13 protein-coding genes, 1 tRNA gene and 1 pseudogene are annotated in these 25,013 nt (G+C 70.5%); 4 read left to right on the top strand and 11 right to left on the bottom strand.

Features of this window, described 5'->3' with window-relative positions; genetic code table 11:
• Positions 1 to 215, top strand: a pseudogene (locus tag G3I42_RS27825) (ADP-ribosylglycohydrolase family protein); the annotation flags it as partial.
• A gap of 139 nt (positions 216 to 354) precedes the next feature.
• On the opposite strand, the gene G3I42_RS27820 reads toward G3I42_RS27825, so the two are convergent.
• From G3I42_RS27820 to G3I42_RS27810, 3 genes are all read right to left on the bottom strand, one after another.
• Positions 355 to 558 (bottom strand): DUF397 domain-containing protein, encoded by a 204-nt coding sequence (locus tag G3I42_RS27820; RefSeq protein ID WP_164290461.1) that lies wholly within the window; start codon positions 556 to 558, stop codon positions 355 to 357.
• Positions 559 to 803: 245 nt separating this feature from the next.
• Positions 804 to 1,679, bottom strand: a complete 876-nt coding sequence (locus G3I42_RS27815) for a helix-turn-helix transcriptional regulator (RefSeq protein WP_164290459.1) — start codon at positions 1,677 to 1,679, stop codon at positions 804 to 806.
• 315 nt (positions 1,680 to 1,994) lie between these two features.
• Complete coding sequence (locus G3I42_RS27810) at positions 1,995 to 2,702, bottom strand: GPP34 family phosphoprotein (RefSeq protein WP_164290457.1); 708 nt, start codon at positions 2,700 to 2,702, stop codon at positions 1,995 to 1,997.
• A 203-nt stretch (positions 2,703 to 2,905) separates the two neighbouring features.
• On the opposite strand from G3I42_RS27810, the gene G3I42_RS27805 reads away from it, so the two are divergent.
• Together G3I42_RS27805 and G3I42_RS27800 are read left to right on the top strand one after the other, a co-directional pair.
• A complete protein-coding gene (locus G3I42_RS27805; protein WP_343244689.1) occupies positions 2,906 to 5,566 on the top strand; it encodes a D-alanyl-D-alanine carboxypeptidase in 2,661 nt (886 codons plus the stop codon).
• 272 nt (positions 5,567 to 5,838) lie between these two features.
• Complete coding sequence (locus G3I42_RS27800; RefSeq protein WP_164290465.1) at positions 5,839 to 7,833, top strand: MFS transporter; 1,995 nt, start codon at positions 5,839 to 5,841, stop codon at positions 7,831 to 7,833.
• 174 nt (positions 7,834 to 8,007) lie between these two features.
• Here the strand turns inward: G3I42_RS27800 and G3I42_RS27795 are convergent.
• The 7 genes from G3I42_RS27795 to G3I42_RS27765 all read right to left on the bottom strand — a co-directional run bounded on the left by G3I42_RS27795 (position 8,008) and on the right by G3I42_RS27765 (position 19,856).
• Positions 8,008 to 8,080, bottom strand: a tRNA-Arg gene (locus tag G3I42_RS27795).
• Positions 8,081 to 8,426: 346 nt separating this feature from the next.
• Positions 8,427 to 10,016 carry a serine/threonine-protein kinase gene (locus G3I42_RS27790; RefSeq protein WP_164290453.1) on the bottom strand — a complete coding sequence of 530 codons (1,590 nt, stop codon included), beginning with the start codon at positions 10,014 to 10,016 and terminating at the stop codon, positions 8,427 to 8,429.
• Positions 10,017 to 10,245: 229 nt separating this feature from the next.
• Positions 10,246 to 10,914, bottom strand: a complete 669-nt coding sequence (locus G3I42_RS27785; RefSeq protein WP_164290451.1) for a hypothetical protein — start codon at positions 10,912 to 10,914, stop codon at positions 10,246 to 10,248.
• A 235-nt stretch (positions 10,915 to 11,149) separates the two neighbouring features.
• Complete coding sequence (locus G3I42_RS27780; RefSeq protein WP_164290449.1) at positions 11,150 to 14,347, bottom strand: type I restriction endonuclease; 3,198 nt, start codon at positions 14,345 to 14,347, stop codon at positions 11,150 to 11,152.
• A gap of 2 nt (positions 14,348 to 14,349) precedes the next feature.
• Positions 14,350 to 15,549: a restriction endonuclease subunit S gene (locus G3I42_RS27775; RefSeq protein WP_164290447.1), complete on the bottom strand. Its 1,200-nt coding sequence runs from the start codon at positions 15,547 to 15,549 to the stop codon at positions 14,350 to 14,352.
• Positions 15,546 to 17,555, bottom strand: a complete 2,010-nt coding sequence (locus G3I42_RS27770) for a class I SAM-dependent DNA methyltransferase (protein ID WP_164290446.1) — start codon at positions 17,553 to 17,555, stop codon at positions 15,546 to 15,548. Before G3I42_RS27770 ends, G3I42_RS27775 begins: the two co-directional genes overlap by 4 nt.
• A gap of 90 nt (positions 17,556 to 17,645) precedes the next feature.
• Positions 17,646 to 19,856 carry an N-6 DNA methylase gene (locus tag G3I42_RS27765; protein WP_164290444.1) on the bottom strand — a complete coding sequence of 737 codons (2,211 nt, stop codon included), beginning with the start codon at positions 19,854 to 19,856 and terminating at the stop codon, positions 17,646 to 17,648.
• A gap of 419 nt (positions 19,857 to 20,275) precedes the next feature.
• Between G3I42_RS27765 and G3I42_RS27760 the strand changes: the two genes are divergently transcribed.
• A complete protein-coding gene (locus tag G3I42_RS27760; RefSeq protein WP_164290442.1) occupies positions 20,276 to 23,704 on the top strand; it encodes an ATP-binding domain-containing protein in 3,429 nt (1,142 codons plus the stop codon).
• Positions 23,705 to 23,752: 48 nt separating this feature from the next.
• On the opposite strand, the gene G3I42_RS27755 is transcribed toward G3I42_RS27760, so the two are convergent.
• A partial coding sequence (locus G3I42_RS27755) for a M6 family metalloprotease domain-containing protein (RefSeq protein ID WP_239096719.1) occupies positions 23,753 to 25,013 on the bottom strand: 1,261 nt, incomplete at its 5' end.

Below are 25,013 nucleotides of genomic sequence, written 5' to 3'. Positions count from 1 at the left end.
ACTCGGCCGCGCGCGGCGCCCTGTGCGGCGCGCTGCTCGGCGCCGCGCACGGCGACACCGCGCTGCCCCCCGACTGGCTCCCCGCCCTCGAAGGCCGCGCGAGCCTCCTCGCGCTCGCCGAGGACTTCGCCCTGGAGATGACCCAGGGCCCCGCGCTGCACGGCCCGGACCGCGCCGTCTTCGCCTGGCTGGAGCGCTACCCGCGCGAACTGTGAGGCCCGGGCGCGGACATGGGTGAGCCCCCTCGGCCAGGACGGCGGACCGGTCGAGAGGGCTCGTGCCGCCCGGGCCCACCCCGGGGCGGGGCGGGAAGCGGCTGTGCGGGGTGCGGGTACCGGCGGCGCGGCGCGCGGATCAGACGCCGGCGACGCGGGTGACCGCGCTGACGAAGGTGCCCCAGGACGCCGCCGGGAAACCCAGCTCGGGTCCCTCGGAGACCTTCGAGTCGCGCACCGAGATCGCTGAGAAGACGGGGGACTTGACCTCGACGCAGGCGCCATTGCCCGTCGAGTAGGAGGACTTGACCCATTCGTTGGTGCGACCGTGCTGAAGAGACATGAGAATTGCTCCGGGTGTGCGAGGTGGTGGCGAGACCCCCGCCGGAACGGCCGACGGGCGCCGATACGCCCCCTGACGTGCCCGTTCGGGACGCATCAGGTGGCGTGAAGGACGCTACCCGTCCCCCGCGCCGCCGAAAGCGGTCGTTCACCCGACCGGATGGCATATTCCAGAGGTCCCTACCGCGAGCGCGGGAAAAGGTGTACCGTCCCGCGCCACGCGGTCAACTCGCCCCGTACGCCGCCTCATTCCCCGTGCGAGCCGTACAACTCCCGTGCCACATCCGTGATGAAGTCACGGCTCACGTCCGGGTTGAGCGCCATCGCCCTCAAGTGCTCGTACATGACGCTGTACTGCTCGACCTCCGCGGCTTTCTCCAGGTAGAGGTCGCTCACGACGCCCTCGATGTAGACGACGCTGGAGTCCGCCGTGTCGGGGAACTCCAGTACCGCGTACTGCCCGTTGAGCCCCGGGTGCGCGCCCACCTCGAAGGGGATCACCTGCACCGTGACGTGCGGCAGGTGGGACATCTTCACGAGGTGCTCCAACTGCCCCCGCATGACGTCCTCGTCACCGACCTTGCGGCGCAGCGTCGCCTCGTCGATGACGGCCCACAGCCGCAGCGGCTTCTCGGCGTTGACGTCCCGCACCCGGTCCTGGCGCGCCATCCGCACCCGTACCCGCTTCTCGATGTCGGCGGCGGCCGTCTCGGGCAGCGCGCCGGTGACGAGCGCGTGTGCGTACTCGGGCGTCTGGAGCAGCCCCGGCACCACCTGCGGGTCGTAGATGCGAAGACTCGCCGCGTCCGTCTCCAGGCCGATGTAGATGGAGTACGGGATGTCGCCGAAGGTGTGCCACCAGCCCTGCTGGCGCGAGTCCTTGGCCATCTGCATGAGCGAGTCGACGATGCGCAGGTCCTCGACCTGGTAGACCCCGCACAGGTCGCGGACGTCGCGCTGGCTGATGCTGCGCCGCCCGTTCTCCAGGCGGCTGATCTTCGACTGCGAGACGAGCAGGCGCTCGGCGACCTCCTCGGCCGTCATGTTCCGGGCCTCACGCAGTTTGCGCAGCTCCTGACCCAGTCGCCGACGCCTGACGGTGGGGTTGACATTGGACGCCACGGGCGGGCACCTCCGGCTCGCGTTCTTCACCGCCCCGCACGAGGCGGCGCGTGTCTGCTGCTCAGCAGGGTGCCACCGACACGCCGTACCCGGGCGCGAAACAGTCGAGTTGAGCCAAAAACGCGGAAGGGCACGACGGAGGGGCGCCCGATGGTGTAAGGGGGCGCGGCGGGTGGTACGGGGCGCGCCCGGCGGTACGGATACGGGGCGCCCCGCGCCGTCTGCCGCCCGGCCGGGTCCGCCCCGTACACGTCCATCCGTCTGCGCAGTTCCCGCTTCGCCCGCGCGCCGAGAACTGCCCGTCCGCCGAAGGCGTCAGCGCAGTGCCGTGCCCACCGACGCCGCCCGCTGCGGCTGCGAGGGGACGCGTCCCGGTGCCTGGCCGCGCCGCGCGGGCGCGGCGGCCCCGTTCTGCACGTCCATGACCGCGTGCGCCACGAGCCCGCCCATCGGGTCGTGCCGGATCAGGTCCCGCAGCCGGGAGCGCGAGGAGCGCCCCTCGTTGCCGGGATAGAGGTGCTTGCCGAGGCCCACCGCGTGCGCGAGGGCCGCGAGCGCGGCCGTGCGCGGGTCCGGTGGCACGCCGGTGCGGATCGCCGTGTCGAGCCGGGACCTGATCTCCCTGCTCGTCGACGTCTCCGCGGCCTGGTAGCGCGTCGTCGGCAGCACTCCGCACATCTGGCCCGCGACGGCGGTGACCATGCCGATGCGCTCCAGGTGCGAGAGGTACGTCTGACGCAGCCCGAGACGGGGCCCACCGATCCAGTGGACCGCGCGCACCGGGGCGCCACGCCTGCGCAACAGCTCAAGCGCGTGGTCCAGGGTCGGATCACCGGTCGGCCGCGGTACGACCACGGCGATCCGGTCCCCGTCCGGGGCTATCCGTCCGGCCAGCGCCAGCTCCACTAGCTGTGCTCCGGCCAGACCGAGGTCGAGCGACTGCGGCTGCGCTGTGGTACCCGTGGCCGGGTCCAGAGCGAGCAGCAGAAGCTCCTCCGGAAGTGTTCTGCGGCTCTTGCCCATCCATGCCTCCCCGCGTGGATGTCTGACAGGGTGACCCCTCTCACATTGGTCTGTCGAGGGTGCCTGACCTTTTCGGCAGGGAATGCGCACACATGTCGTTCTTGTCCCGAGCCCGAGTCGCGGTCGTGCCAAGGACACTGGTAGAGGTTCGGCAGCACGAGCGGTTCGCGTGCGTGCGCGCACGGCTTACGGAGGAGGCATCGGTGGCGGGCGAGTCCCCCGACAGGGCACAGGAGCACAACTCACCGGAGGGGAGTGCCCGGACACGTACGACCGGAACGGGGGGAGGCATTCCCGTCTCGCGCCCGGCCGACGACCGGCTGCGCCAGGCGGTGGCGCGGTGGGTGCGGTCGGCCGACGAGGCGGAGGAAGCGGAGGCGCGGGCCGGGGAGCCGGCCGTACGGGCCGAGGAGCCCGCCGTACGGGCCGACGAGCCCGCCGCGAAGCCCGCGGGCCCCTCGTGGGCGCGGGAGGCGCGGGAGGACGAGGACGCGGAGCCGGACGGTACGGAGGCCGACGCGGCGCCCGAGCGGGAGGCCGACGCCGTACCCGCCCAGGCCGACGAACCGCCCGTACCGGCGGAGCCCCCCGTACCGGCGGAGTCGCCGGAACCCGAGGCGGCGAAGGAGCCCACCCGGGAGCCGGACGAGCCCGAGGCGGCAGCCGGGGAGCCGGAGAAGCCGGAGAAGCCGGAGAAGCCGGAGAAGCCGGAAGCGGCTGCCGACGAGCCCAGCGAGCCCGAGGCGGAGCCGAAGCCCGCTTCCGGCCCGAAGCGCACCCCCGGCCCGAAGCCCGCCCCCGCCACCCGTGGACTCTCGTTCCACAAGGTGGACACCCCCACCTCCGTCTTCGGCGTCCTGCGCCCCCCGGTCGACAACACCACGACGGTCCTGAAGCTCCCCGAGGCCGAGGCCCCGAGTTCCAAGCTCAGCGACGCCCCGGGGACCGCTGCGAAGAGCGCCCCGAAGGCCGCGTCCCCGAAAGCCGAGAAGACCCCGGAGGCCCCCGAACCCCCCAAGCCCGCCGAACCCCTCGCCCTCGCCGGACCGCTCCCCGACGAGGAGCCCCCCGCCGAGCGCACGAGCAAGTTCGTCCCACTGCGCCCGCTCGACGACGCGCGCCCCGCCGCGCTGCGCCCGAAGGACCCCCGCGCCGCCGCGGCGATGCCCGCCGGGCCCCGTACCGCGGGCAAGGACGCGGAGAAGGCGTCCGGCAAGGGCACCCCGGGCCGGACCCCGGACAAGGCCCCCGGCAGGAGCACCGGCAAGAAGAAGCCCGGGACGGACGCCCCGGCCGCCACGCCCGGCGCCACCCCCTCCGAAGCCTCCGCCGCCAAGCCCGCCGCCTCCGCCCCGTCGGCGCCCGCCGCCACCCCTGCCGAGAAGTCCCCCGACAAGTCGGCGGCCAAGTCCTCCACCTTCGGCGCCGGTTACACCGCGTCCCAGCCCGACAACACCACCACCGGCTCCACGCCGTCCTCCACGAGCCCCGCGACCCCCGCCTCGATCACCGCCGAGATCCCGGTCGGTACGGCCGTCGGCGCCGAGGAGACCCGCCAGCAGCCGCTGCCGCCCAAGGCACCGCTCGACCTGCTCGCCGAGCTGACCAACACGCCGCCCCCGCCCGAGACCCCGCTGCGCACGGTCGTGCGCCGGTTCAAGATCTGGACGCCGCTCGTCCTGCTCCTGATCGTGGTCCTCGGCGTCGTGCAGGCCGTGCGCCCGCTGCCGCAGCCCACGTTCGCGCTCACCGCCGCGACCACGTACCAGTTCACCGGCAAGGCGGCGTCGATGCCGTGGCCGAAGAGCGGGCAGGCCGCGATGGACGTCGACGGGCTCGGCAGCTTCGGCAGCTCGGGCGCCCAGAAGCCGGTGCCGATCGCGAGCGTCGCGAAGGTCATGACCGCGTACCTCGTGCTGCGCGACCACCCGGTCAAGAAGGGCAGCGACGGGGCGAGCATCACGATGGACCAGAAGGCCGAGGACGACGCGGGCCTGTCCGCGCAGAACGAGTCAACGGTCGACGTGCACGCGGGCCAGAAGCTCTCGCAGAAGGAGGCGATCGAGGCGATCATGCTCGCCTCGGCGAACAACATCGCCCGCCAGCTCGCCCGCTGGGACGCCGGTTCCGAGAAGGACTTCGTCGCGAAGATGAACAAGGCCGCCGACGAACTGGGCATGAAGAACACGACGTACACCGACCCCTCGGGCCTCACGTCCTCGACCGTCTCGACCGCCGAGGACCAGGTGAAGCTCGGCAAGGTCGTGATGAAGGACCCGCTCTTCCGCGAGGTCGTGCGGCTGCCCTCGTACGTCGACAGCAACGGCAAGACGCAGACGAACTGGAACCGGCTCGTCCCGATGAACAACACCGTCGGCATCAAGACGGGGACGACGACGGCGGCCGGCGGCAACCTGCTCTACGCCGCGACGAAGGAGGTCGGCGGCACGACGCGCACCATCGTCGGCGCCGTGCTCGCCCAGCCGCCCGCCCCCGAGGACAACTCGATCCTCACCGGCGCGCTCAACGCGGGCAAGGCACTCATCGAGGCCGCGCAGGGCACGCTCGTCGCCGAAAAGGTCGTGAAGAAGGGGGATGTCGTCGGTAGTGTCGACGACGGTCTCGGCGGCACCACGCCCGTCGTCGCGGCCAAGGACCTCACCGCGGTCGGCTGGCCGGGGCTGACCGTACGGCTCAAGCTCGTCGACGACGGCGCGACGCTGCCGCACGAGGCCGCGGCGGGCACGAAGGTCGGCGTGCTGCGGGCCGGGGACGGCACGAGCAGCGCCGTCGAGATCCCGGTGGTGCTCGGATCGGCGCTGAGCGAGCCAGGGCTCGGCGCGAAGCTCACCCGGCTGGGATGAGCGGGGGACCGGGGCGGCGGCTCACTCGGCCGAGTGGCGGACCCCTCCGGTACCCCCCGCTCGGAGCGGGCCGCGCGGACGACAGGGCGTGGTGTGTGGCTGACCGGGGGTGAGGGGCACCTCGCCCCCGGTCACGAGGCGCGTGCTAGCGTCACCGGATCGGGGCAGAACGGACAGGCGGTCGCGAAGTCCACCCGGCACGACCGGGAGCGGCCGGCACGGGGTTGGGAGGGCCTTCGGTGGCCACTGCGGAGCCGACGCGAGCGGACGGCGTGGACGGGGCGCGCCGCGTGCGCGCACCCCGGGACGCGGGAGCGGAGCGGCCGTCCGCGCCGGAGCGCTCCACCACCCCCGTACGGGACAAAGCGCCGGTATGGGACAAAGCGCCCGTACGGGGCAAGGCGTCCGGGCGGGACGAGGCGGCTTCCGTACGGGACAAGGCGGCCGTCCCGCGCCAGGGCGGCGCCCCCGAGGCGGCGCCCTCCCTCCCCCCGCCTCCGCCACCCCCGCCCCCCGCGCCCCGCTCCCGCTGGCGCCGCTTCGCCTTCCACCCCGTCACCGTCGCCACGACCCTCTCGGCCGTCCTCCAGCTCGTCTGGTTCTTCACGTTCGCGAACAGCGGGGGAGATCTCGCGGCGCAGGACGCCTGGGCGGAGTTCGTCGGGCGCCACCCCGACTCCGCGTACAACCTCGCCTGGTACGGGGGCATGCACCCCGTCTCGTACAGCATGGTGTCGCCGTACCTGATGCACGTGCTCGGCGTCCGCACGACGCTGATGCTCGCGAGCACCGCCGCCGCGGGGCTCATCGCGTACTGCGCGACGCAGGTCAAGGCGGTGCGCAACCCGCACCTGGTGGGGCTCGCGGGCGTCTACGCGCTGCTGTGCAACACCGGTTCGGGCCGGGTCACCTTCGGCCTCGGGATGATGTTCTCCGTCGCCGCCGTGGCCGCCGTCTTCGCCTGGCCCGAGCGCTGGCGCGAGGCGCGCAGGACGCGCGCGCTCGTCGCCGCCCTCTGCGCGGCGCTCGCGACGGCGGCCTCGCCGGTCGCGGGCCTGTACGTGGGGCTCGTCGCCGTCGCGATGTTCCTCTGCAAACGCCGCAAAGCCGCGTACGTCCTCGGCATCCCGCCGCTCCTCGTGGTCGGCGCCTCGACGCTCCTCTTCCCCTTCTCGGGGACGATGCCGATGTCGCTGGGCTCGGCGAGCCTGCCGTTGCTCTTCTCGGTCTTCGCCTTCCTGCTCGTGCCGAAGTCGTGGCACACGGTGCGGATCACGGCGGTGGTCAACTTCGTCGTCGTGCTCGGTGTGTGGGTCATCAGCTCGCAGATCGGCAGCAACATCACGCGGCTCGCGATGCTCTTCGGCGGCGTCGTGCTCGTCGCCGCGCTGCCGTACCTGCGCGGGCGGAGCTGGCGCTGGTGGACGGCGGTGGTCGGCATCTGCGGCTTCACCTTCTGGATCGGCTTCAAGACGGCGGACGACATCGTCCACACGACGCCCGCCGCCTCCTGGGGCCGCGAACTCGCCCCGCTGATCCACCAGCTCCAGCACCACGACGCCGAGAAGGGCCGCGTCGAGGTCGTCCCGACCGGCGGCCACCGCGAGGCGTCCGCGCTCGCCCCGTACTTCAACCTGGCCCGCGGCTGGACCCGCCAGGCCGACATGGAACGCAACGCGCTCTTCTACGACTCGACGCTCAACTCGGCCAACTACCACGAGTGGCTCAAGCGCTGGGCCGTCCACTTCGTGGTCCTCCCCACGAGCGACGACAAGCCCGACGGCGACGGCGCGACCCGCGAACGCGCCCTCATCACGGCCGGCCAGCCCTACCTGGACCTGCTCTGGGCCGACGCCAACTGGCAGGTCTACGAGGTCGACCACCCCGTCCAGCTCGCCGAGCCCCCCGCGACGGTCACGAGCGCGGGCCAGTCCGAGCTGGTCATCAAGGTCACGACCCCGGGCCGCGTCCTGATCCGCATCCCGTACTCGCCCTGGCTGAGCGTCGTCGACAAGAACGGCAAGAGCTACCACGCCCCGAAGGAGACCGAGGCGTCCAAGCACCGCGAGGACGACTCGACCCCGAAGTCCTTCCGCAACCTCCACGGCTGCCTCTACGAAACCCCCGAGGACAAGTCCGGCGACAAATGGACCGAACTCCTCGCCCCCCACCCCGGCACCTACCACATCGCCGGCCCCTACCAAATCCCCCGCGGCACCCCCTGCCCGGAGGAACTGAGGCCCCCGGAACCGGACCCGGCGAACTGAGACGTGTGAGCTTCCCCCGAAGCACGCCGGAGGGCCGGGCAGGGGCACCCCCTGACCCGGCCCTCCGGCCTCTCGGTCGCACGGTCGCACACGGAGACGGCCGCCGCCGGGCACAGCCCCGAACGCCGAAAGGGGCCCACCTCCGAAAATCCGGAGGTGGGCCCCTCACTACAGTGCCCCCGGCAGGATTCGAACCTGCGACACCCGCTTTAGGAGAGCGGTGCTCTATCCCCTGAGCTACGAAGGCGGGGGATCTCTCGGAAAATGTGCGGGAAATTACGGCGGAAACCGCGATCCCGGACACATCAGCCCATAGATCCACCGGTGTACCAGTGGACTGGTACACCGCCGTCAGTGTAGCGGGTGAGGGTGTGCGGGCGAGGGGGTTACCCGCCCGGCGTCGGACGGGGGCTGACCGGCCAACGGTCAGCCGGCGCCTCACCTGTGCTCCATGGCGTCCTCGGTCTGCGGAGTCAGCTTCTGAGCACCGGTGTTGCCAGGCCAGGAGCACACCATCACCGGGGCCCCGCCCCGGGCGACGGTCACCCCGATCGCGGTGTGTTGCAGGCCGTTCGCCGGGGAGTACGACCGGGCTACGTGGCAGCGTCGCCGTCGAGGTCCAAGTGGATCAGGGCCAGTGCCTCTGCGATCTCCGCGGTCATCTCGTCGTCGGGGCCGAACACCATGCACATGTCCTGGTGGAGCGGTTCGAGGACCTGCCGGGCTTCGGTGGCTCGGCCCTGGGCGAGCAGCAGCAAGCCGATGTTGTGCCGCAGTTCCACCGCTTCCTCGCTCACGTCGCTGTCGACGGCCCGTACGACGTTCAGCACGCCTTGGAGCGCGGCGAGCGCGTCGGTGACCTGGCCCAGTTCGGCGCGGCAGCGGGCCGCCTGAGCACGGCAGGCGCGGGACTGCTCGCCGGTGGGTCCGGCGATACGGGCGTAGACGTCGGCGAGGGCCTCGAACTCGGGCAGGGCGGCCCGGTAGTCGCCGCCCAGGAGGCGGATCGCTGCTCTCCGGCGGCGCAGCGCCAGAACGGGCTTGCTCCCGGAGCCGAGGGCGAGGGCCGCGGGCTCGATGATCTCGCCGAGCACCTCGGCGGCCTGAGCGAACCGCTCCTCCTCCAGCAGGGCGTCGGAATGGGCGTACGCCTCTCTGATGTCCTCGCGCAGTCGGGCGGGAACGGGCACCGGCGGGGCCCCTGGGAGGACGGCCGTGGGCGGCAGACCCTCGGACGCGGGTGCCTGGGCGCGGGCGCGGGGCGCGAAGGGGCGACGGAACACGGCCGTGGGGTCGGGCATGCCGACCGGCACGACATCGGTCGTGCCGGGCTCCTGGCCCGGAGGCGGGAGGAACGGCAGCAGCCGCGAGTACACCTCCTGCGTGTCGGCGGGCCGCGCCTCGGGCGCCTTGCGCAGCAGGTGCAGGACCAGCTCCTCCAGGGCCTCCGGGACATCGGGCCGCAGCTGTCGCAGGGGGGTGGGGGCGGCGTTGACGTGCTGGTGCATCAGCAGGTATTCGCCCTCCGCCTCGAACACGAGCCGGCCGCTGAGGAGTTCGTGCAACACACAGCCCAGCGCGTACAAGTCGGTCTGCGGGGTGATGCGTCCGCCGCGGGTCTGTTCGGGCGACATGTACTGGTGGGTGCCGATGAGGCTGCCGGTGGCGGTCAGTTTGGTGACGTCGGTGCGCAGGATCGCCGCGATGCCGAAGTCGAGGACCTTCACGGTGCCGTCGCGTGCGACGAGGATGTTGCCCGGCTTGAGGTCCCGGTGGATCACCGGCACGTCGTGCGCGTACGACAGTACGGTCGCGACCTGCGCGGCGACGGCGGCCGCCCAGCTGACCGGCAGCGGTCGGCCCGGGTGCAGGTAGGCGGACAGGGGCACACCGTCGACGAGTTCCATCACCAGGAACAACCGCTCGTACGACGCGTCGAGCACCGCGTCGTACACCTGCGGTACCCCGGGGTGCTGGATGCGTGCGGTGATGCGGGCCTCGCGGCGGAAGCGTTTGGCGAACTCCTCGGCCAGTTGCGGGGAGGTGACCGACGCCTGCCGGATGAGCTTCACGGCGACGGGCCGGTCGAGCACGGCGTCGTAGCCGCGCCATACGTCGCCCATGCCGCCGTGGCTGAGCTCCTCCAGGAGTTCGTAACGGTCGGAGATCGCCTCCTGCGGCACTTTGCCCCCGATGGTGCGTGATGAACGGTCCCGGTCAGAGACCAAGTGTGACGGCCGTGTCGTTCTGCCGTCCAGCGGTCTGGTGCGGTATGGGCTTGTCGCGGCGCTTGGCTGCGGGCAGGAGAGCGCGGTGCCCGACCGGTCTTCCGCCGACAGGCCGGACCGCGTCCACTGCCATGCCTGGTTGTCCGTGCGCGGGGGCAGGCCCCAGCAGTCGGCGACCTGGTGGCTACTTCACCTCTTTGGCCAAGACGGCGATGGAAACCTTGCCCACCATCGTCGTCAGGACGTAGTTGGTCGAGCTGCTGAAGGCGACACCCACGCCGGCGGGAATCGCCTTGGCCATCGCCTTCTGGGTGAAGGTGATCGACACTCGCTTGAACAACTGCTTGATCGTGACCAGGGCCGGCCCCCGCAGGTACTGGTAGACCAGCTTCTCCGCGATCTTCAGGACCGCCGCCTTGCCGCTCTTCGACGCCATCTGCTCTACCGAACCCGCCAGCGCCAGCAGGAAGGCCAGGTGCTTCTTGTCCTCGTTGCTCAGCTCGGTCTCGTACACCTCGACCAGGCACATGCACATGTCGATCTGGAGCTTGAGAGCGGCGGCGATATCGGTGATACCACCGCCCAGGACCGCGACCGCCGTCCCGACTCCCGGAATCACGCTCGGGGCCGCGGTGACCGCGCCGGAGACTGCCGCAAGTTTGGAGTACCGGCCGATTATTCTGGTCGCTATCCGACGCTTGTCCTCCAGGCTCTCGGGCTTCCGCTTGTACTTGGCCTCGAAAGTCGTGCGGTAACCGTCCACGAGCTTGGTGGCAGCCTCCGGTGTGATGGCGATCATCTCGACGGTCTTCTGAAGCCGGGACTCTTCGAGTTCGTCCCACGTGTGGCTCATTGCTTCCCCTCCCGGTCCGCTGCTCTCGCGAAGAAGGCAACGTGAACTGTTCACAGTCTGGTGTGCGGAAATCCAGTGGTACGCGCAGCCGATTCCAGAGCCCGACTGCACGGTTTCGGTCTCGCGGTGAACCAGGCGAGGAAGAACCATGCCTCGTCCCTCGCCACGTCTTCAGGAGGCGTCGCCCCGCTCCGGCGGGTCGCCCCGGCCCGTACCTCCGGCCGGGGCGTACCCGTCAGAGGCCGTCGTCCAGGCCCTCCTCGTGGCGGATCATCCGCCAGGCGGCCTTGCGGGCGCTGCGGTCCAGACTGGACTTGAAGCCCTTGTCGGGACCGAAGTACTGGCGGCCCATGCCTGCGATCGTGTCGATGTGGTCGGCCATCTTGTCAGCGAAGACGTTGTCGAAGACGAGGCCGAAGTTCTCCTCGTCGTTGACGACGGCCGCCGCTCGCACCTTCGGGTCGGCCTTGGCCTCCTCGAACGGGCGGATGACGTCCTGCTCGGTGAACTCGGTGCCGAAGCGTTCGTTGAACTTGTCGATCAACTGCGAGAGCAGCGACTTCTCCGCCTCCTTGGCGCCGCCCGAGCCGTCGCCGAAGCCCTGCATCATCGCCCGCCCCTCGGCGGCGAGGGAGACGTCGTACTCGCCGGTCTTCTCCACCCGCATGTGGCTGAGGTCGATCTCGCCGATGTCGACGCCACCGTCCGCGCGGCGCGGCAGCCGGTTGAGGAGGTAGCGGCCGTAGAGGTGCAGCCGTTCCAGCTCGGCGTCCTGGTAGGGCACGATCTGCGCGAGGAAGCCGTACTTCCGCACGTAGTCGTTGAGGTCGGCGCGGAAGCTCTCCGCGGTCTCCTGGTCGTCCTCGTCCTCGCTTTCCAGCAGAGCGGCGAAGCGGGTGACGGCGGGGGACAGCAGCCGGTACAGCTCGGCGTGGAGCTTCTCCCACTTGGACTGCGAACCCGCGGCCCTCTTCCTGGCGGCGAAATACGCGGCGGCGAACTCGTCCATCTCCCGCCCCGACAGAACCGGCGCCCGCATGACGCGGCTCTGCGCGGTGTAGAGCAGGTTGGGGTCGGAGGGGAGGGTGTTCGCCTCCTCGAAGTACGGCCGGAAGGAATCCTGTATGTCGTTCGCGTCGTTGACGAAGTCCAGGACCGCCAGGTCCGCCTGCGTCTTGCGCTCGGCGGTCCGGTTCAGCCGGGACAGGGTCTGGACGGCCGAGATGCCGGTCAGCGACTTGTTGACGTACATCGTCGTCAGCAGCGGCTGGTCGAAGCCGGTCTGGTACTTCTCCGCCACGACCAGGATCCGGTATTCGCGCTGGCCCGCGCCGCCGGCCCGGGCGGCCTTGTCGTCGGCACGCGTGTACGCGAACGCCTTCGGCAGCGCGCTCTCCGACAGCCCGCCGTTCTCCTTCGGCTCGGTGGTCTCCTCACCGTCGACGGTGAGCGAGCCGGAGAAGGCGACGAGAACCCCGACGTCGGGGTACTTGGTGTCGTAGTCCCGGTCCTTGAGATAGCTCTTGATCGCGCGCGCCATCTGCACGGCGGACCGCCGGGAGGCGGTCACCACCATGGACTTGGCCCGCCCGCCGAGACGGCCCCGGCTGTGCGCCACGAAGTGTTCCACGATCACCTGGGCGTGCTGGGCGACCGTCGAGTCGTGGGTGAGCGCGTACCGGGCGAGCAAGCCGTTCGCCTTCGACGGGTCGACCTCCCGCTCGTCAGGGTTCTGGTTCACCAGCTTCCAGTACGTGTTGTATGTGACGTAGTTGCGGAGCGGGTCGAGGATGAAGCCCTCCTCGATCGCCTGCCGCATGGAGTACGTGTGGAAGGGCCGGTAGGTGGCCTTGCCGTCGATGTCCTGGAGCGTGCCGAAGAGTTCGAGGGTCTTGGCCTTCGGGGTGGCGGTGAACGCGAAGTAGGAGAGGTTGGCGGCGCGGGAGCGCTGTTCGGCCTTCTTCCTGAGCTGCTCGTCCAGGGCGGGGCCCTCGGCGCTGACCGCGGTGGCGCCCGCCTCGTCCGAGTCGGAGTCCAGGCCGAGGTCGCGCAGGGCGGAGCGCACGGCGGTGGCGGCGTCGCCGGACTGCGAGGAGTGCGCCTCGTCCACGAGGATCGCGAAGCGGCTGCCCCGGATCTCGGTGGGGTTGCGCTGGAGGTAGTCGAGCAGCGCCGGGAAGGAGTGCAGGGTGACGGTGACGATCTTCCCGATGTCGCGGGAGAGGGCCTTGGCGAGCTGCTCCCCCTTCGCCCCGTGCTTCTCGTCGATCTTCACGACGAGACCCGCGGTCTGCTCGAAGCCGCCGACCGTCTCCCGGAGCTGCGCGTCCAGGTTGCGGCGGTCGGTGATGACGATGACCTTGTCGAAGACCGGCACACCCGGCTTGAGGCCCTTGGCGAGGGCCTCGGCGTCGAGTTCGCGCGGGTCGGTGGGGGTGTGGAGGTCGCTGAGGCGATGCGCGAGCCAGCCGATGGTGTTCGACTTGCCCGAGCCGGCCGAGGCCATGACGAGGTAGTCGTGACCCGCGCCGTGCGTGGCGGCGTGCGCGGTCAGCTTCTTGACCACGTCCCACTGGTGGAACCTGGGGAAGATCATCGTCTTCGTCGTGCCGCCGCCGGGCGTCCTGCTCTTGTGCAGGTGCACGAACCGCTGGAGCAGGTCCAGCCAGTTGTCCGGCTGCCAGACCTGCTCCCAGAGGTAGGAGGTCGCGTACGTGCCGTAGGCGGTGGGGGCGGGGTTGCCGGCGCCGCCGGGCTGACCGGGGCCGTTGGAGCCGGTGTTGAACGGCAGGAAGCGGGTGTTCTTCCCCTTGAGCTGGGTGGCGACGAAGACCAGGTCCGGGTCGACGGCGAAGTTCGCGAGGACGCGGTGCATGAAGATCAGCTCGGTGGAGTCGCGTTCGGTGCGGTACTGCTCCTTGGCCTGCTCCACCCCCTGCTTCGTCAGCGGGTTCTTCAACTCGGCCGTGGCGACGGGGATTCCGTTGAGGAAGAGGGCGAGGTCGAGCCGGTTCCCCCAGTCGGCCTGCTTCGTCGCGTACGCCAGTTCGCGGACGACGGTGAGGCGGTTGGCCCGGTAGCCGTCCAGCACGGACTCGTGGGCGACGAGGTTGGGCTTGAAGTACGCGACGCGGAGCAGGACGCCGCGGTCCTTGACGCCGTTGCGGAGGACGTCGAGGAGCCCGTTGGTGACGATCGCCTGGCCCAGTCGGCCGGCGAACCCGTGCTGCGCCTCGTTCGGGTCGCCCCCGTAGACGGTGAGCAGTTCGTTCCACTCCTCGGGCTGCGTCGCCCCGATGAAGGTGAACAGCTCGTTGGTATCCAGGCCGAGATCGGCCCGATAGTCCTGCGGGCTTGCTTCGCGCCAGCCGCGCTCGACCATGGCGGCGACGATGGCGTCACCGAAGGCGGACTCCGTGTGAATGGGGCTCATGACTACGCGGTGACTCCGTCCGTTACGTTGCGCCCGCTGGCGGTGGATACGTCGAACTGGCCGGTGACGGCGGCGGTGATGAGGGCTTGGCGGCGTTCGGCGGTAAGGGTTTGCTTTCGCTTAATGGTGGACAAAAGCCTTCCGGTTTCGTCCGCGTGTGCGCTTACGCGACGTGCAAGATCTAGCCGTCCGGAATGAGTTTCGGGTAGCCACACCTTGAAGTGCGTGATATCCGACATGTTCAACGCGGGTTGAGCGGCAGCGCCACTGGTGGCAACTTCTGCCTGGGCGCGAAAGTCTCGTCCGCGCACCCATGAAGCGATCATCTGAGGTGCAATACCAGGCAGCAATCGTACTCTGGCCAATGCGCGGCTCACGTTGAAGCCGGCGCTTTCGGGGGGTGCTACATCACACCGTCCAATTGTTGCTCCCACGACAGTGATCAAAAGATCCCCAGGGGAGATGCGTGTGCGCTTATACTCTCGGGCCTGTTCCTCTTCGATTCTAGGCAGTCTGTCGAGATCGTGATCAAGACTCCCGAGATCGCTTACGCGAATCAAAGGAACGCCGACATCTGCGAACTTCGGAACCAGCACTCCGTAGCATGGATTCGACTCCATGAGATGACGGAACCGGTACTGGCGGAGTCCGTCGCCAGGTCCGAAGAATTGGACGACCTCTGCTTCTGAGCGTTCGTGAAGCAGAGCGATCTGTCGTTTACCCAGCCCCGACAGAGCGTCGATGCGGGCGGTTTCGGCGTCGAGGAAGTCGGCGATGCGGCGCTGTTCCTCCAGCGGCGGTAGCCACACACGGTAGTCGCCGACGAGTTCCCAGGAGGTGCGTGGCATCTTTGTGCCGTAGGCCGTAGTATTCGCCCACTCGACCCACGGATTGGAGAGGGTCACATAAAGCAAGAATCTGGCGCTAACCTCCGCGCCGGGGCGCAGAACCAGCAGCTCCCCGGTACCCGTTCCGTTTGCGTGCGTGAGATGAGACTTTGCCAGGTAAGGGCGGAGCTTGCTGAATAGAACATCACCAGGCTCGTGGCAGATGCTATCTTCCGCCGCCTTGAATGGCAGCTTCTTGACCAGTAGTCGGCCAGTCCCGCTTTCGATGTCTTCCAGCCCTAGGAAAGGGCTTGAGGCGCCATCGGACTTCTGGACCACGTTGCGTACGACGGACTTGATGCGCACATGGCTCATTCCGTTACCTCCCCCAGTAGGGCCTGAATCTCCGCCTCCAGCGACTTCAGCTCCGCGTCGATCTCCGTCAACGGCCTCGGCGGCTTGTACACGTAGAAGTGGCGCGTGAAGGGGATCTCATACCCCACCTTCGTCTTCGTGTGGTCGATCCAGGCGTCCGGGACGTGCGGATGCACCTCGCGCTTGAGGTAGTCCTCGACGTCCTCGCCGAGCGGGACGTTCTCGTAGTCCCGCAGGTCCGTGTCCGGCTCGGCCGCGCCCTTGATCTTCTGGACCTCGCCCTCCGGGTCGCGGACGCCGATCGTCTCCCGTACCGCCTTCGCGAACGGCGCCCCCGACGGCCACGTAAGCCCGGCCGCGACCACCGCGTCCTTGAGCGCGATGAAAGCTTCGGACTTCGTCGTCCAGGACGAGCCGAGCAGCGTACGCACCGCCGTCACGAACTCCTCGCTCCGCTCCAGCTTCGCCACCGGCTTGGCCTGCGCCAGCGCCGCCAGCGTCTCCTCGGTGACCTCGAAGCGGAGCTTCAACGGCCGCTCCACCGTGATGCGCTGGTAGCCGAAGTCCTCGTTGGCGAAGACCTTGACCTTGCCGTGCAGCGGGTGCTCGGGGTCCTTGGCGACCTGGACGGCCTCCGCGTACAGCCGGGTGATGTCGGCGATGTGGTCGGGGCGGCCGTTCGTGCCGTCGCCCAGCTCCTTGCGCTTGTCGCCGAGGGACTTGCGCATCTTCACCCACTGGTCGCGCGCGTCCAGCAGGACGACCTTGCCCTTGTGGTCGGCGTCCTTGCGGTTGGTGAGGATCCAGAAGTACGTGGAGATGCCGGTGTTGTAGAAGAGCTGGTCCGGGAGGGCGACGATCGCCTCCAGCCAGTCGTTCTCCAGGATCCAGCGGCGGATGTTGGACTCGCCGGACTCGGCCGCGCCCGTGAACAGTGGGGAGCCGTTGAAGACGATGGCGATGCGGGAGCCGCCCCCGCCGTTCACGTCCACCGGCTTCATCTTCGAGATCATGTGCTGGAGGAAGAGCAGCGAGCCGTCGTTGATGCGCGGCAGGCCGGCGCCGAAGCGGCCGGCGTCGCCGAGCGACTTGTGCTCGTACTCGACGTCCTCCTTGACCTTCTTCCACTCCACGCCGAACGGCGGGTTGGCGAGGAGGTAGTCGAACTTCCGGCGGGCGTGGCCGTCGTCGGAGAAGGAGTTGCCGAAGCGGATGTTCTCCGGGTCCTGGCCCTTGATCATGAGGTCGGAGCGGCAGATGGCCCAGGATTCGGGGTTGAGCTCCTGCCCGTAGACCTCGACCGTCGCGCCCGGGTTGAGGGCCTTGACGTGGTCGTCGGTGGCGCTGAGCATGCCGCCCGTGCCGCAGGCGGGGTCCATGACCGTGCGGACGACACCCGGCAGGCTGAGGGCGTCCGCGTCGGGCGCCACCAGCAGGTTGACCATCAGCTTGATGACCTCGCGCGGGGTGAAGTGCTCACCCGCGGTCTCGTTCGACTGCTCCGAGAAGCGGCGGATCAGCTCCTCGAAGATGTAGCCCATGTTGTGGTTGGGCACGACATCGGGGTGCAGGTCCAGGTCGGTGAACCTGCCGATGACCTGGTAGAGCAGGTTGGCGCCGTCGAGCTTTCTGACCTGCTGGTTGAACTCGTACTTGTCGAGGACCTCACGGGCGTTGTCGGAGAAGGCGCCGACGTAGACCTGCAGGTTCTTCGCCGCGTTCTGCGGGTCGGCCGCGATCTTCCGCAGCGTGAGGTCGCTCTTGTTGTAGAAGGAGTGGCCCGAGGCCTTGCGCAGGAAGTGATCGGTGTCGATCTCCTGGCCCGCGAATCTGTCGACGGTCCCCACGACCTTCTCGCGCGTGGGCTCCAGGACGCATTCCAGGCGGCGCAGCACGGTGAACGGCAGGATGACCTTGCCGTAGTCGGACTGCTTGTAGTCACCGCGCAGGAGATCGGCGACGGACCAGGCGTGGTTCGCCAGCTCCGTGTGCTTGCTGCTGTTCAAGAGGTTTCGGCTTCCTTCCGAAGAGCACCGTCCGGGCGGGGGACGGCAGGCATTCAGTGTGGTCGTGTGCGGTCGAACGTGTGGGGCTTTTCAGGCGGAACGGCTCTCTGGCAGTTCCGGGCCGGCAGAGGCGTCCGGGTCGTCCGGTGGCAGGAGTGCCCCGGCGGTCAGGCCGGTGGTGAGGGTGGCCGCGGTGTCGGCGGCGAGGCCGGCGGTGCGGCGGACGGCCGAGCGCAGCTCGTGCACGCGGCGGAAGGCCGCCCCGTAGCGCCGCTGTTCCTCCAAGGGCAGCAGCGGCACGCGCAGGCGGCCCGGTGTGACGTGCACGAGACTGCTGCCGGTCGACGCGGAGGCGATGTTGTCCTCGGCGCCGAGGAACCCGGCCAGGAACCACGGGTCGAGGCGGGCGGGGTCGGGGCGCAGGAGATGGATGTGCTGACCCAGCAGGGCTCCGGCGTCCCCGTCGTCCGCCACCCTGGTCATCGCGGCCGCGTCGCCGCCGCCCGCGACGGCGCGTATGAGGACGTCCCCGGCGGCCACGGTTTGCACGGCGTCCGCGTGGATGTCGCCAGCCGTGCCGGACGGCGGGTCTCCGGCCGCGATGTCGCGGGCGGCAAGGACCGGCCGCTCCACGGCGGGGGCGCCGGAGCCCTTGGAGCCTCGGGTGCCGGGCGTCGCGGCTCGCAGCACGGTCAGGGCTCCGCCGCGTGCCAGGTCGGAGACGGTCGCCGTGCGCCACTCGCGGGCCGAGGCCCCGGACGGCCGCCACCCGACGCGGACGGAGGCGGCCGCCAGCGCGGTGACCTGCTCGGCCAGATCGCCGTGCAGGTCGTCCACGCGACGGGCCAGGGCCGCCGGGTCGATGTCGGCCGCGATCGCCCGGACGTGGCGGGCGGGGGTGACGTCGACCACGTCGTCGAGGAGGTCGACGAGCGGCACCGCGCGGGCGACGCCCGGCTCGTCGGCGTAGGTGTCGGGTGCGGTGGTGAACGAGGCCCACTGGCCGAGGACCCGCTCGGTCAGCCCCGTCCAGTCGAAGGAGGTCGCGGCGGAAGAGGCGGCGGACGAGGACGAGCCGGAGCGGCGGGGACGTGAGCCGCCACGGGTGCCGGCGTCGGCCGTGGCGGACGACGTGCCCGCGGCCCCGTCGCGCTGCTCGCCCTCCCCGTCGACGAACAGCACCGCCGTACGGTCCGAGCTGCCTGGCTCAGGACGTTGGAACACCCAGATCTGCAGCCCGATGTGGAGCGGATACGCGGCACGCGCCGGAAGGGAGACGACGGCGCGCAGGGCCCCGGCGCGGACGAGTTCCGCGCGGACGCGGCGGCCCGAGGAACGGAACGCGAGTGCGGGCGGCAGCAGCATGACCGCGTGGCCGCCGGGCTCCAGGTGCGCGAGGGCGTGCTGCACCCAGGCCAGTTCGGACTCGAAGCGCGGCGGGAGTCCGTACGCCCACCTCGGGTCGTAGGCCAGTTCGTCGTGACCCCAGTCCCGGTCGGCGAACGGCGGGTTGCACAGGACAGCGTCCACGGTGACGTCGGGGAAGGCGTCGTCGCGCAGGCTGTCGCCGACGCGGATCGCCGCCTCGGCCTCGGGCGCGGCGAGCAGCAGCCGGACAGCGGTGCGTTGGCCCTGGACAGGGAGCGAGTCCTGCCCGAACAGCTCCCGCGCGCCCTGCCGGGCCGCGGCGGCCAGAAGCGTGCCGCTGCCGCAGGCGGGATCCAGGACGCGGGACGCATCGGGCGGCAGGAGCCCTGCCATGAGCAGGGCCAGGCCCTCCGGGGTCTGGTAGACGCCGCTGGCGGTGCCCTCGTCCAGTTCGCGTTCGGCGAGGACATCGACGGCGGCCTGCGGCCCCGCCTCACGCACGCAGGCCAGCAGAGCGCGGACCGCGTCCGCGTCGCCCGGACCGTAGCGGACCGGATCGGCCTTGGGTACGGCGGCCGGAAGCTCGCGCGCGGTCTTCTCCGCCCGGGTGATCAACCGGTCGCCGGGTGCTGCGGCGAGCTCGGTCAGCTCCTCCGGTGTGCGGCGGGACGCGGCGGCCACCAGCGGGAACAGTCGCGCGGCCACACCCGTGCCGGGCCCCAGCAGCCGGAGCGCCGTACGCAGTTCCTCGGTCGGTGAGGCGGCGGAGGTGTGCCCGCGGCCCCGCAGCCATGCCTGGACAGCCGGCAGGTCGTAGAGCGGGCTGGTTTCCGTGCCCGCGGTGGGAGCCGGGAAGTCGTCGTGGCGGCGGCGCCAGTTGCTGACGGTGGCGCGCGTAACTCCCGCGATGCGAGAGATCTCGGCGGCCGTCACATGCGCTGAGGCTGCCGCTCGGGCTGGTGGCTGCTGGGGCATGGCGTGGGGCTCCGCACCTCTCGGGCCAGTCGGACAGGGACGGTTAACACTCTACAGCGGCCGTCGCACCTGACAAGTCGTTTGACGATGCTTTCAGTTTCATGCTTGCCTAGCTACGGTTCCGAGTGGAAGCCCGGCGCGACAGCGCGGAGGAATTCCGAAGGTGCGGTCTTCTCGCTCTTCGAGCACGTCAGTGCTGCCTGTGCGAGCTGGAGCCCGCGTACGACCAGCTACGGGTTCGGCGGATGGGTGCCGACGAGCTCGTCCGCGAACTGTTCCACTGACCGCCCGTCACCGGACGGTTTCTGATAGTTGTTTCAGCGGGGTACGGGCACATGCCCGCGGCGGTGTCCACCGGCACCGCAGGGAGGACGCACATGAGCACCACCACTCAGGACGAGATCCTCGCCGGCGAGCAGCGGGCGGTGGATCACGCGTACGACTGCTACACCGCGAAACTGGCCGAACTGAGCGGCACTTCGGCCGCCTCCGCCTCGGCGAGCGGCAAGGACGGCATCGCCAACCGCGCCGAGGCGGAGGCGCGTGCGGAGGCATACGGAGGCCTCGGCGACGAAGCCCTGGTCTTCTCCCGCGTCGACGCGCCGGAGGAGCCGGGAGGAGACCCGCGTCCCTGGTACATCGGGCGCCGCGGCGTCCACGACTCCGCACACGAGCCGGTGGTCCTGATGTGGACCAGCCCCCTGGCGAAGAAGTGGATCGAGACCAGGCCCGAGGACCCTGGCGAGGTGGTCCTGCGACGGCAGCTCCGCTGCGTACAACGGATCGTCGAGGGCTACTTCGACGAGATCTCCCCGGCCGCGCCCGCCCCCGTCCCCGCCCCTGCGCCCGTGCCCGAGCTCCCTGTCGTGCCGGTGCCCCGTCAGGCCGCCGACGACAGCGCGGGGCAGGGGACGGACGGGTCCCCGGCCCCGGACGTCAGGCCGGCCCCCACGCCCGGCGATATCGCCCGACGGTTGCGGCGGAAGCCGCTCCAGCCGGACGACTTCCTGCTGCGAGAGCTCCAGCGGTCGCGCGGCGGCCGGATGAGGGACATCGTCGAGACCATCCGCCGTGACCAGATGCAGCTGGTCACCGGCTCGCCCTCGGACATCCTCGTCGTGCAGGGCGGCCCCGGGACCGGTAAGTCGGCGGTCGGTCTCCACCGGGTGACCTGGCTCGTCAACAACGAGCACTTCAAGGCTCAGGACATCCTCGTCATCGGCCCCCACCAGCGGTTCCTCGACTATGTCGGCCAGGTCCTCCCCACCCTCGGCACCCGGGGCGTCAACGCCGTCCAGCTGGACCGCCTGTGGGAGGGCGAGACCCTCGGCACCGACTCCCCGAAGGCACGCCTCGTGAAGTCGGACGACCGCATGGCGGCCGTGCTGCGGCGCAGGGTGGAGAGCGACTACCGTCCCGAGGCTCTCGACCCCCTGACGGTCGCCCCCTCCTTCCCGGGCGACGAGCCCGCGATCGTCGTCACCGTCGGCAGCACGACCCTGCGTGTGCCGAAGTCCGAGGTCCTCGCCCTCCTCGACCGGGCCCGCACCGGCGACGGACCCTTCAGGGAGCGGCGCGACCGCTTCCGCGGCCTCTTCGTCGACCGGCTCCTCCAAGAGCTCTCCGAGATCGCGCCGCGCCGCGGACAGGCCCGCACGATCCGCCGCGATCTCGAACGCAACCGCCGGGTCGAGCGGCTTGTCGAACGCGTCTGGCCTTCGCCGGGGCCCCGGGAGGCCCTGCGCAGCTTGTACGACTCGGCCGACCTCCTGAGGGATTGCGCCGAGGGCATCCTCGACGAGGAGGAGCAAGCGGCCCTGCTGCGGCCCCGGGCCACCAGTGCCGACGCCGACCCGTGGACCCTGGACGACCACGTCTGCCTCGAAGAGCTCGGAGTGCTGATCAGCGGCGACACCCCGCCGCGGTACGGCCACATCGTCGTCGACGAGGCACAGGACCTCACGCCCATGCAGGCCCGCTCACTGCGACGGCGTTGCGCCGCGGGCGGCTCCATGACCGTCCTGGGCGATCTCGCGCAGGCGACGGGCGCGCACATTCCGACGAGCTGGGACCTGCTCGGCGCGCTCCTCTCGGACCACGGCGACTGGAGCGTCGCCCGGCTCGACACGAGCTACCGCGTCCCCGCCGAGATCATGGAGTTCGTCGCTCCCCTCGCCCGCGTGATCGCTCCGTCCCTGCCGTACCCGCGGGCTGTCCGTGAGGCGGGAGCGGACGCCGTACGGACCGTGGCGACCGAACCGTGGAAGCTCCTCGACGACACCGTCGCCCACGTGGCGCGGCTCGTGCGCACCAGTGACGGCAGCACCCCCCGCTCCGTGGCGGTCGTTGTCCCCGACGACTCGGACTGGCTCGACGCCATCAGCCGGCGGATCCACGAGGGCGACGACATCGCCGAGCGGGACCGCGAAGCCGTGTCCGTGCTGGCCGCGGCCCAGGCCAAGGGGATGGAGTACGACCATGTCCTGGTGGTCGAGCCCGCCACGATCGCCGACCGCGGTCCCGCCGGGCTGCGTCAGCTCTACGTGGCCCTCACCCGCAGTACCCAGAGCCTGACCGTCCTGCACACCGCCGCGCTGCCGCAGGCGCTCACAGGTGCTGGGGACACCCAGACGCCCTCGGTGCCCGAGACCCTGCCGAAGGACGACGCGGCCGAACTGCCCCGCGTGGGCACCGACATCCGGGTGGAGGTCGTGGATCGGGCCCCGGGCGGTCGCTACAAGGTCAAGCCCTTGTCGCCGGTGGTCGACCGATCACTCGTCCTCACCGTCCGCCACGGATCAACGCCCCCGCGGCGGGGCGAGGTGCTGGACTGCTGGGTGTTCGGGAACGAGACGACCCAGACGGTGCTCACCGCTGACCAGCGCGGCCGGTCACCCGTTTCGGAGCGGATGGCGGGGCGCTACCTCGCGGCACTGGACGTCCTCTCGGAACTGGCCGGTGATGACGGCGACGTGTCCGACGCGCGTAGCCGCCTCTCCGAACTCCAGGGCATGGCCAACCGCGTTCTGCGAAGGGACCAAGCGGACTGGGTCGACGTTCTCCACCTGCTCGGCGATCCGGACAGAGAACTGCTCGGAGCCCTTCGCGACCTCGCCGCGTCCACCAACCGCGCCCTCAAGGAGGGCACCTTCGACGCGGGCCGGCTCGCGGAGAGACTGGCTGCCTCCGGCTGGGTCGAGCCTCTCGCCGAAGCACGGCGAGATCTCCGGGAGCGCTTCGGCACCGCGACGGAGCCGAACCGCGAGGACGCGGACCCCATCGCCCCGACACGACCCGACCAGAAGAAAGAAGAGCGGATGACCACCGCGGACACCACCGTCGCGATTTCGGTTGCGACCACGAAGGACGGCTTCATCCACGCGTTGGAAGCGGCTGCCGGTGCCGACCGCATGTGCAAGAAACACGAGGCGGTACGCCACGCGCTGAAGGCGGCACTTCTCTGGGCGGACCTCCAGCCGACCGACTCACCGGTCATCGACGTCAGCTGCGACACCCCGCACGGCCTCTTCCTCTACGAGGCCCTGGGCGCGGGCTGCTCCACCTATGCGGACCTGCGAGCGGGTGCGGTCCGTCTGTTCGAGATCAACCACACGCTGCCCGCGTCGGCCGAGGGTCTCTACCTGGTCCTCTCCGAACCACCTGCCGAGGAATGGTCCGCGGACACGATTCGCGACGTCTTCGGCGTCAACGTCATCTGGCGCGGTCCGACGGGCTGGGGCGGCGAGAAGGCGGACAGCGCCTTTGGCTCCTCCGGCTCCTCCGGCTCCTCCGGCTCCTCCGGGTGAGCGGGCACCAGTGGTCGTGATGCAGGCGGCCGCTGCCCCTTCAACCCCTCAGTCCCTGTGCACCCGTACCCGCCACTCCCCGCTCTCCGTCTTCCCCAGCACCTCCACGCGCGTGCGGGAGCCGTCGTCGCGGTACGTCTCGCCGACGCCGAAGGGGGCGTCGGAGAGTTCGGCGTGGACGTTGGGGCTGCGGGTGCAGCCTCCGCTCTCCTTCTTCGCGTCGGCGACCGTGATGGGGCCCTGGCCCGTGTCCACGTCCGTGTCGACGCGGTAGACGAGGACGCCCGGCTTGCAGACGCTGTCGTCGTTGCCGCCCCGGGTGCGGACCTCCGCGGCGATGCCCGCCGTGTGCGAGAGGGGGATGAAGAGGAGCTTCCTGTCGTGGCCCGGCGCGGCGAGCGGGGCCACGGTGAAGTCGTGGGTGCCCGGCGAGGCCACGCAGCCGACCTGGTCGTCGTCGAGCCAGCCCAGCTTCCACTTGTGCCAGCCCAGCAGGTCGTTGTCGGCCCCCCAGTCCTCGCTCATGATGTCCCAGTGCCCCACGGCGCCCCCGCCGTCCTGCGTGTAGAGGTCGGGGAGGCCGAAGACGTGGCCGTTCTCGTGCGGGAGGACGCGGTAGCCCGTGCGCGCGTAGGAGCCCGAGCCGTCGTCCTGGCGGCTGTAGAGGAAGCTCGTGTTGGCGAGCGGGACTCCGTCGGCGACCGGCGCCTCGCGGTTGCCGGCGAAGGTCACGGACAGGACCGTGTCGAGCGCGGACGGCCCCGCGTTCGGCGTGACGAGCACGTTCACGAGGTCGTACGCGGCGAAGTCCACGAGCGGGTCGGAGATCTTCACGAGGTCGCGCACGAGCTTGCGGTACCCCGGCTCGAAGGGGGCGCCGCGCTCTATCCCGTACGCGGAGAACGGCTTCGGCATCCGCAGCCAGCGCTTCACGGGCGTCTCGGGCCGGTAGTCGATGCGCCCGTACGAACTCCGCTCGAACCACTTCGTCGTCTGCGGGAAGAACTCCCCGAGCCGGTCGTCGACGGTGCCCTCGCCGTGCGCGTCGGAGAAGTCGACGAGGAGGTTGAGCGCGCGCACGCGCCCGGTGGAGCGTGCGTACCCGGCGGTGGTCGGCAGCCCTTCCGACATCTGCGTGCCGAGCGGCCCGGATATCCGGCACGCGTCCACCTCGTCCCCGCCCCCCGCGGCGACCGGCCCGGCGGCGGAGTGCCCGGAGGCGCCGGGGGAGCCCGAGCCCGTCGTGCTGAGCGTGACGGCGACGGCGAGCGGGGCGAGCGAGGCGAGTGCGATGCCGCGGCGCAGACGG

Origin of the sequence: Streptomyces sp. SID11385 (assembly GCF_010548245.1) — a bacterium.
Classification (GTDB): Bacteria; Actinomycetota; Actinomycetes; order Streptomycetales; family Streptomycetaceae; genus Streptomyces.
The sequence above is the reverse complement of the archived record's forward strand: the minus strand, read 5'-3'. Positions and strand labels throughout refer to the sequence as shown.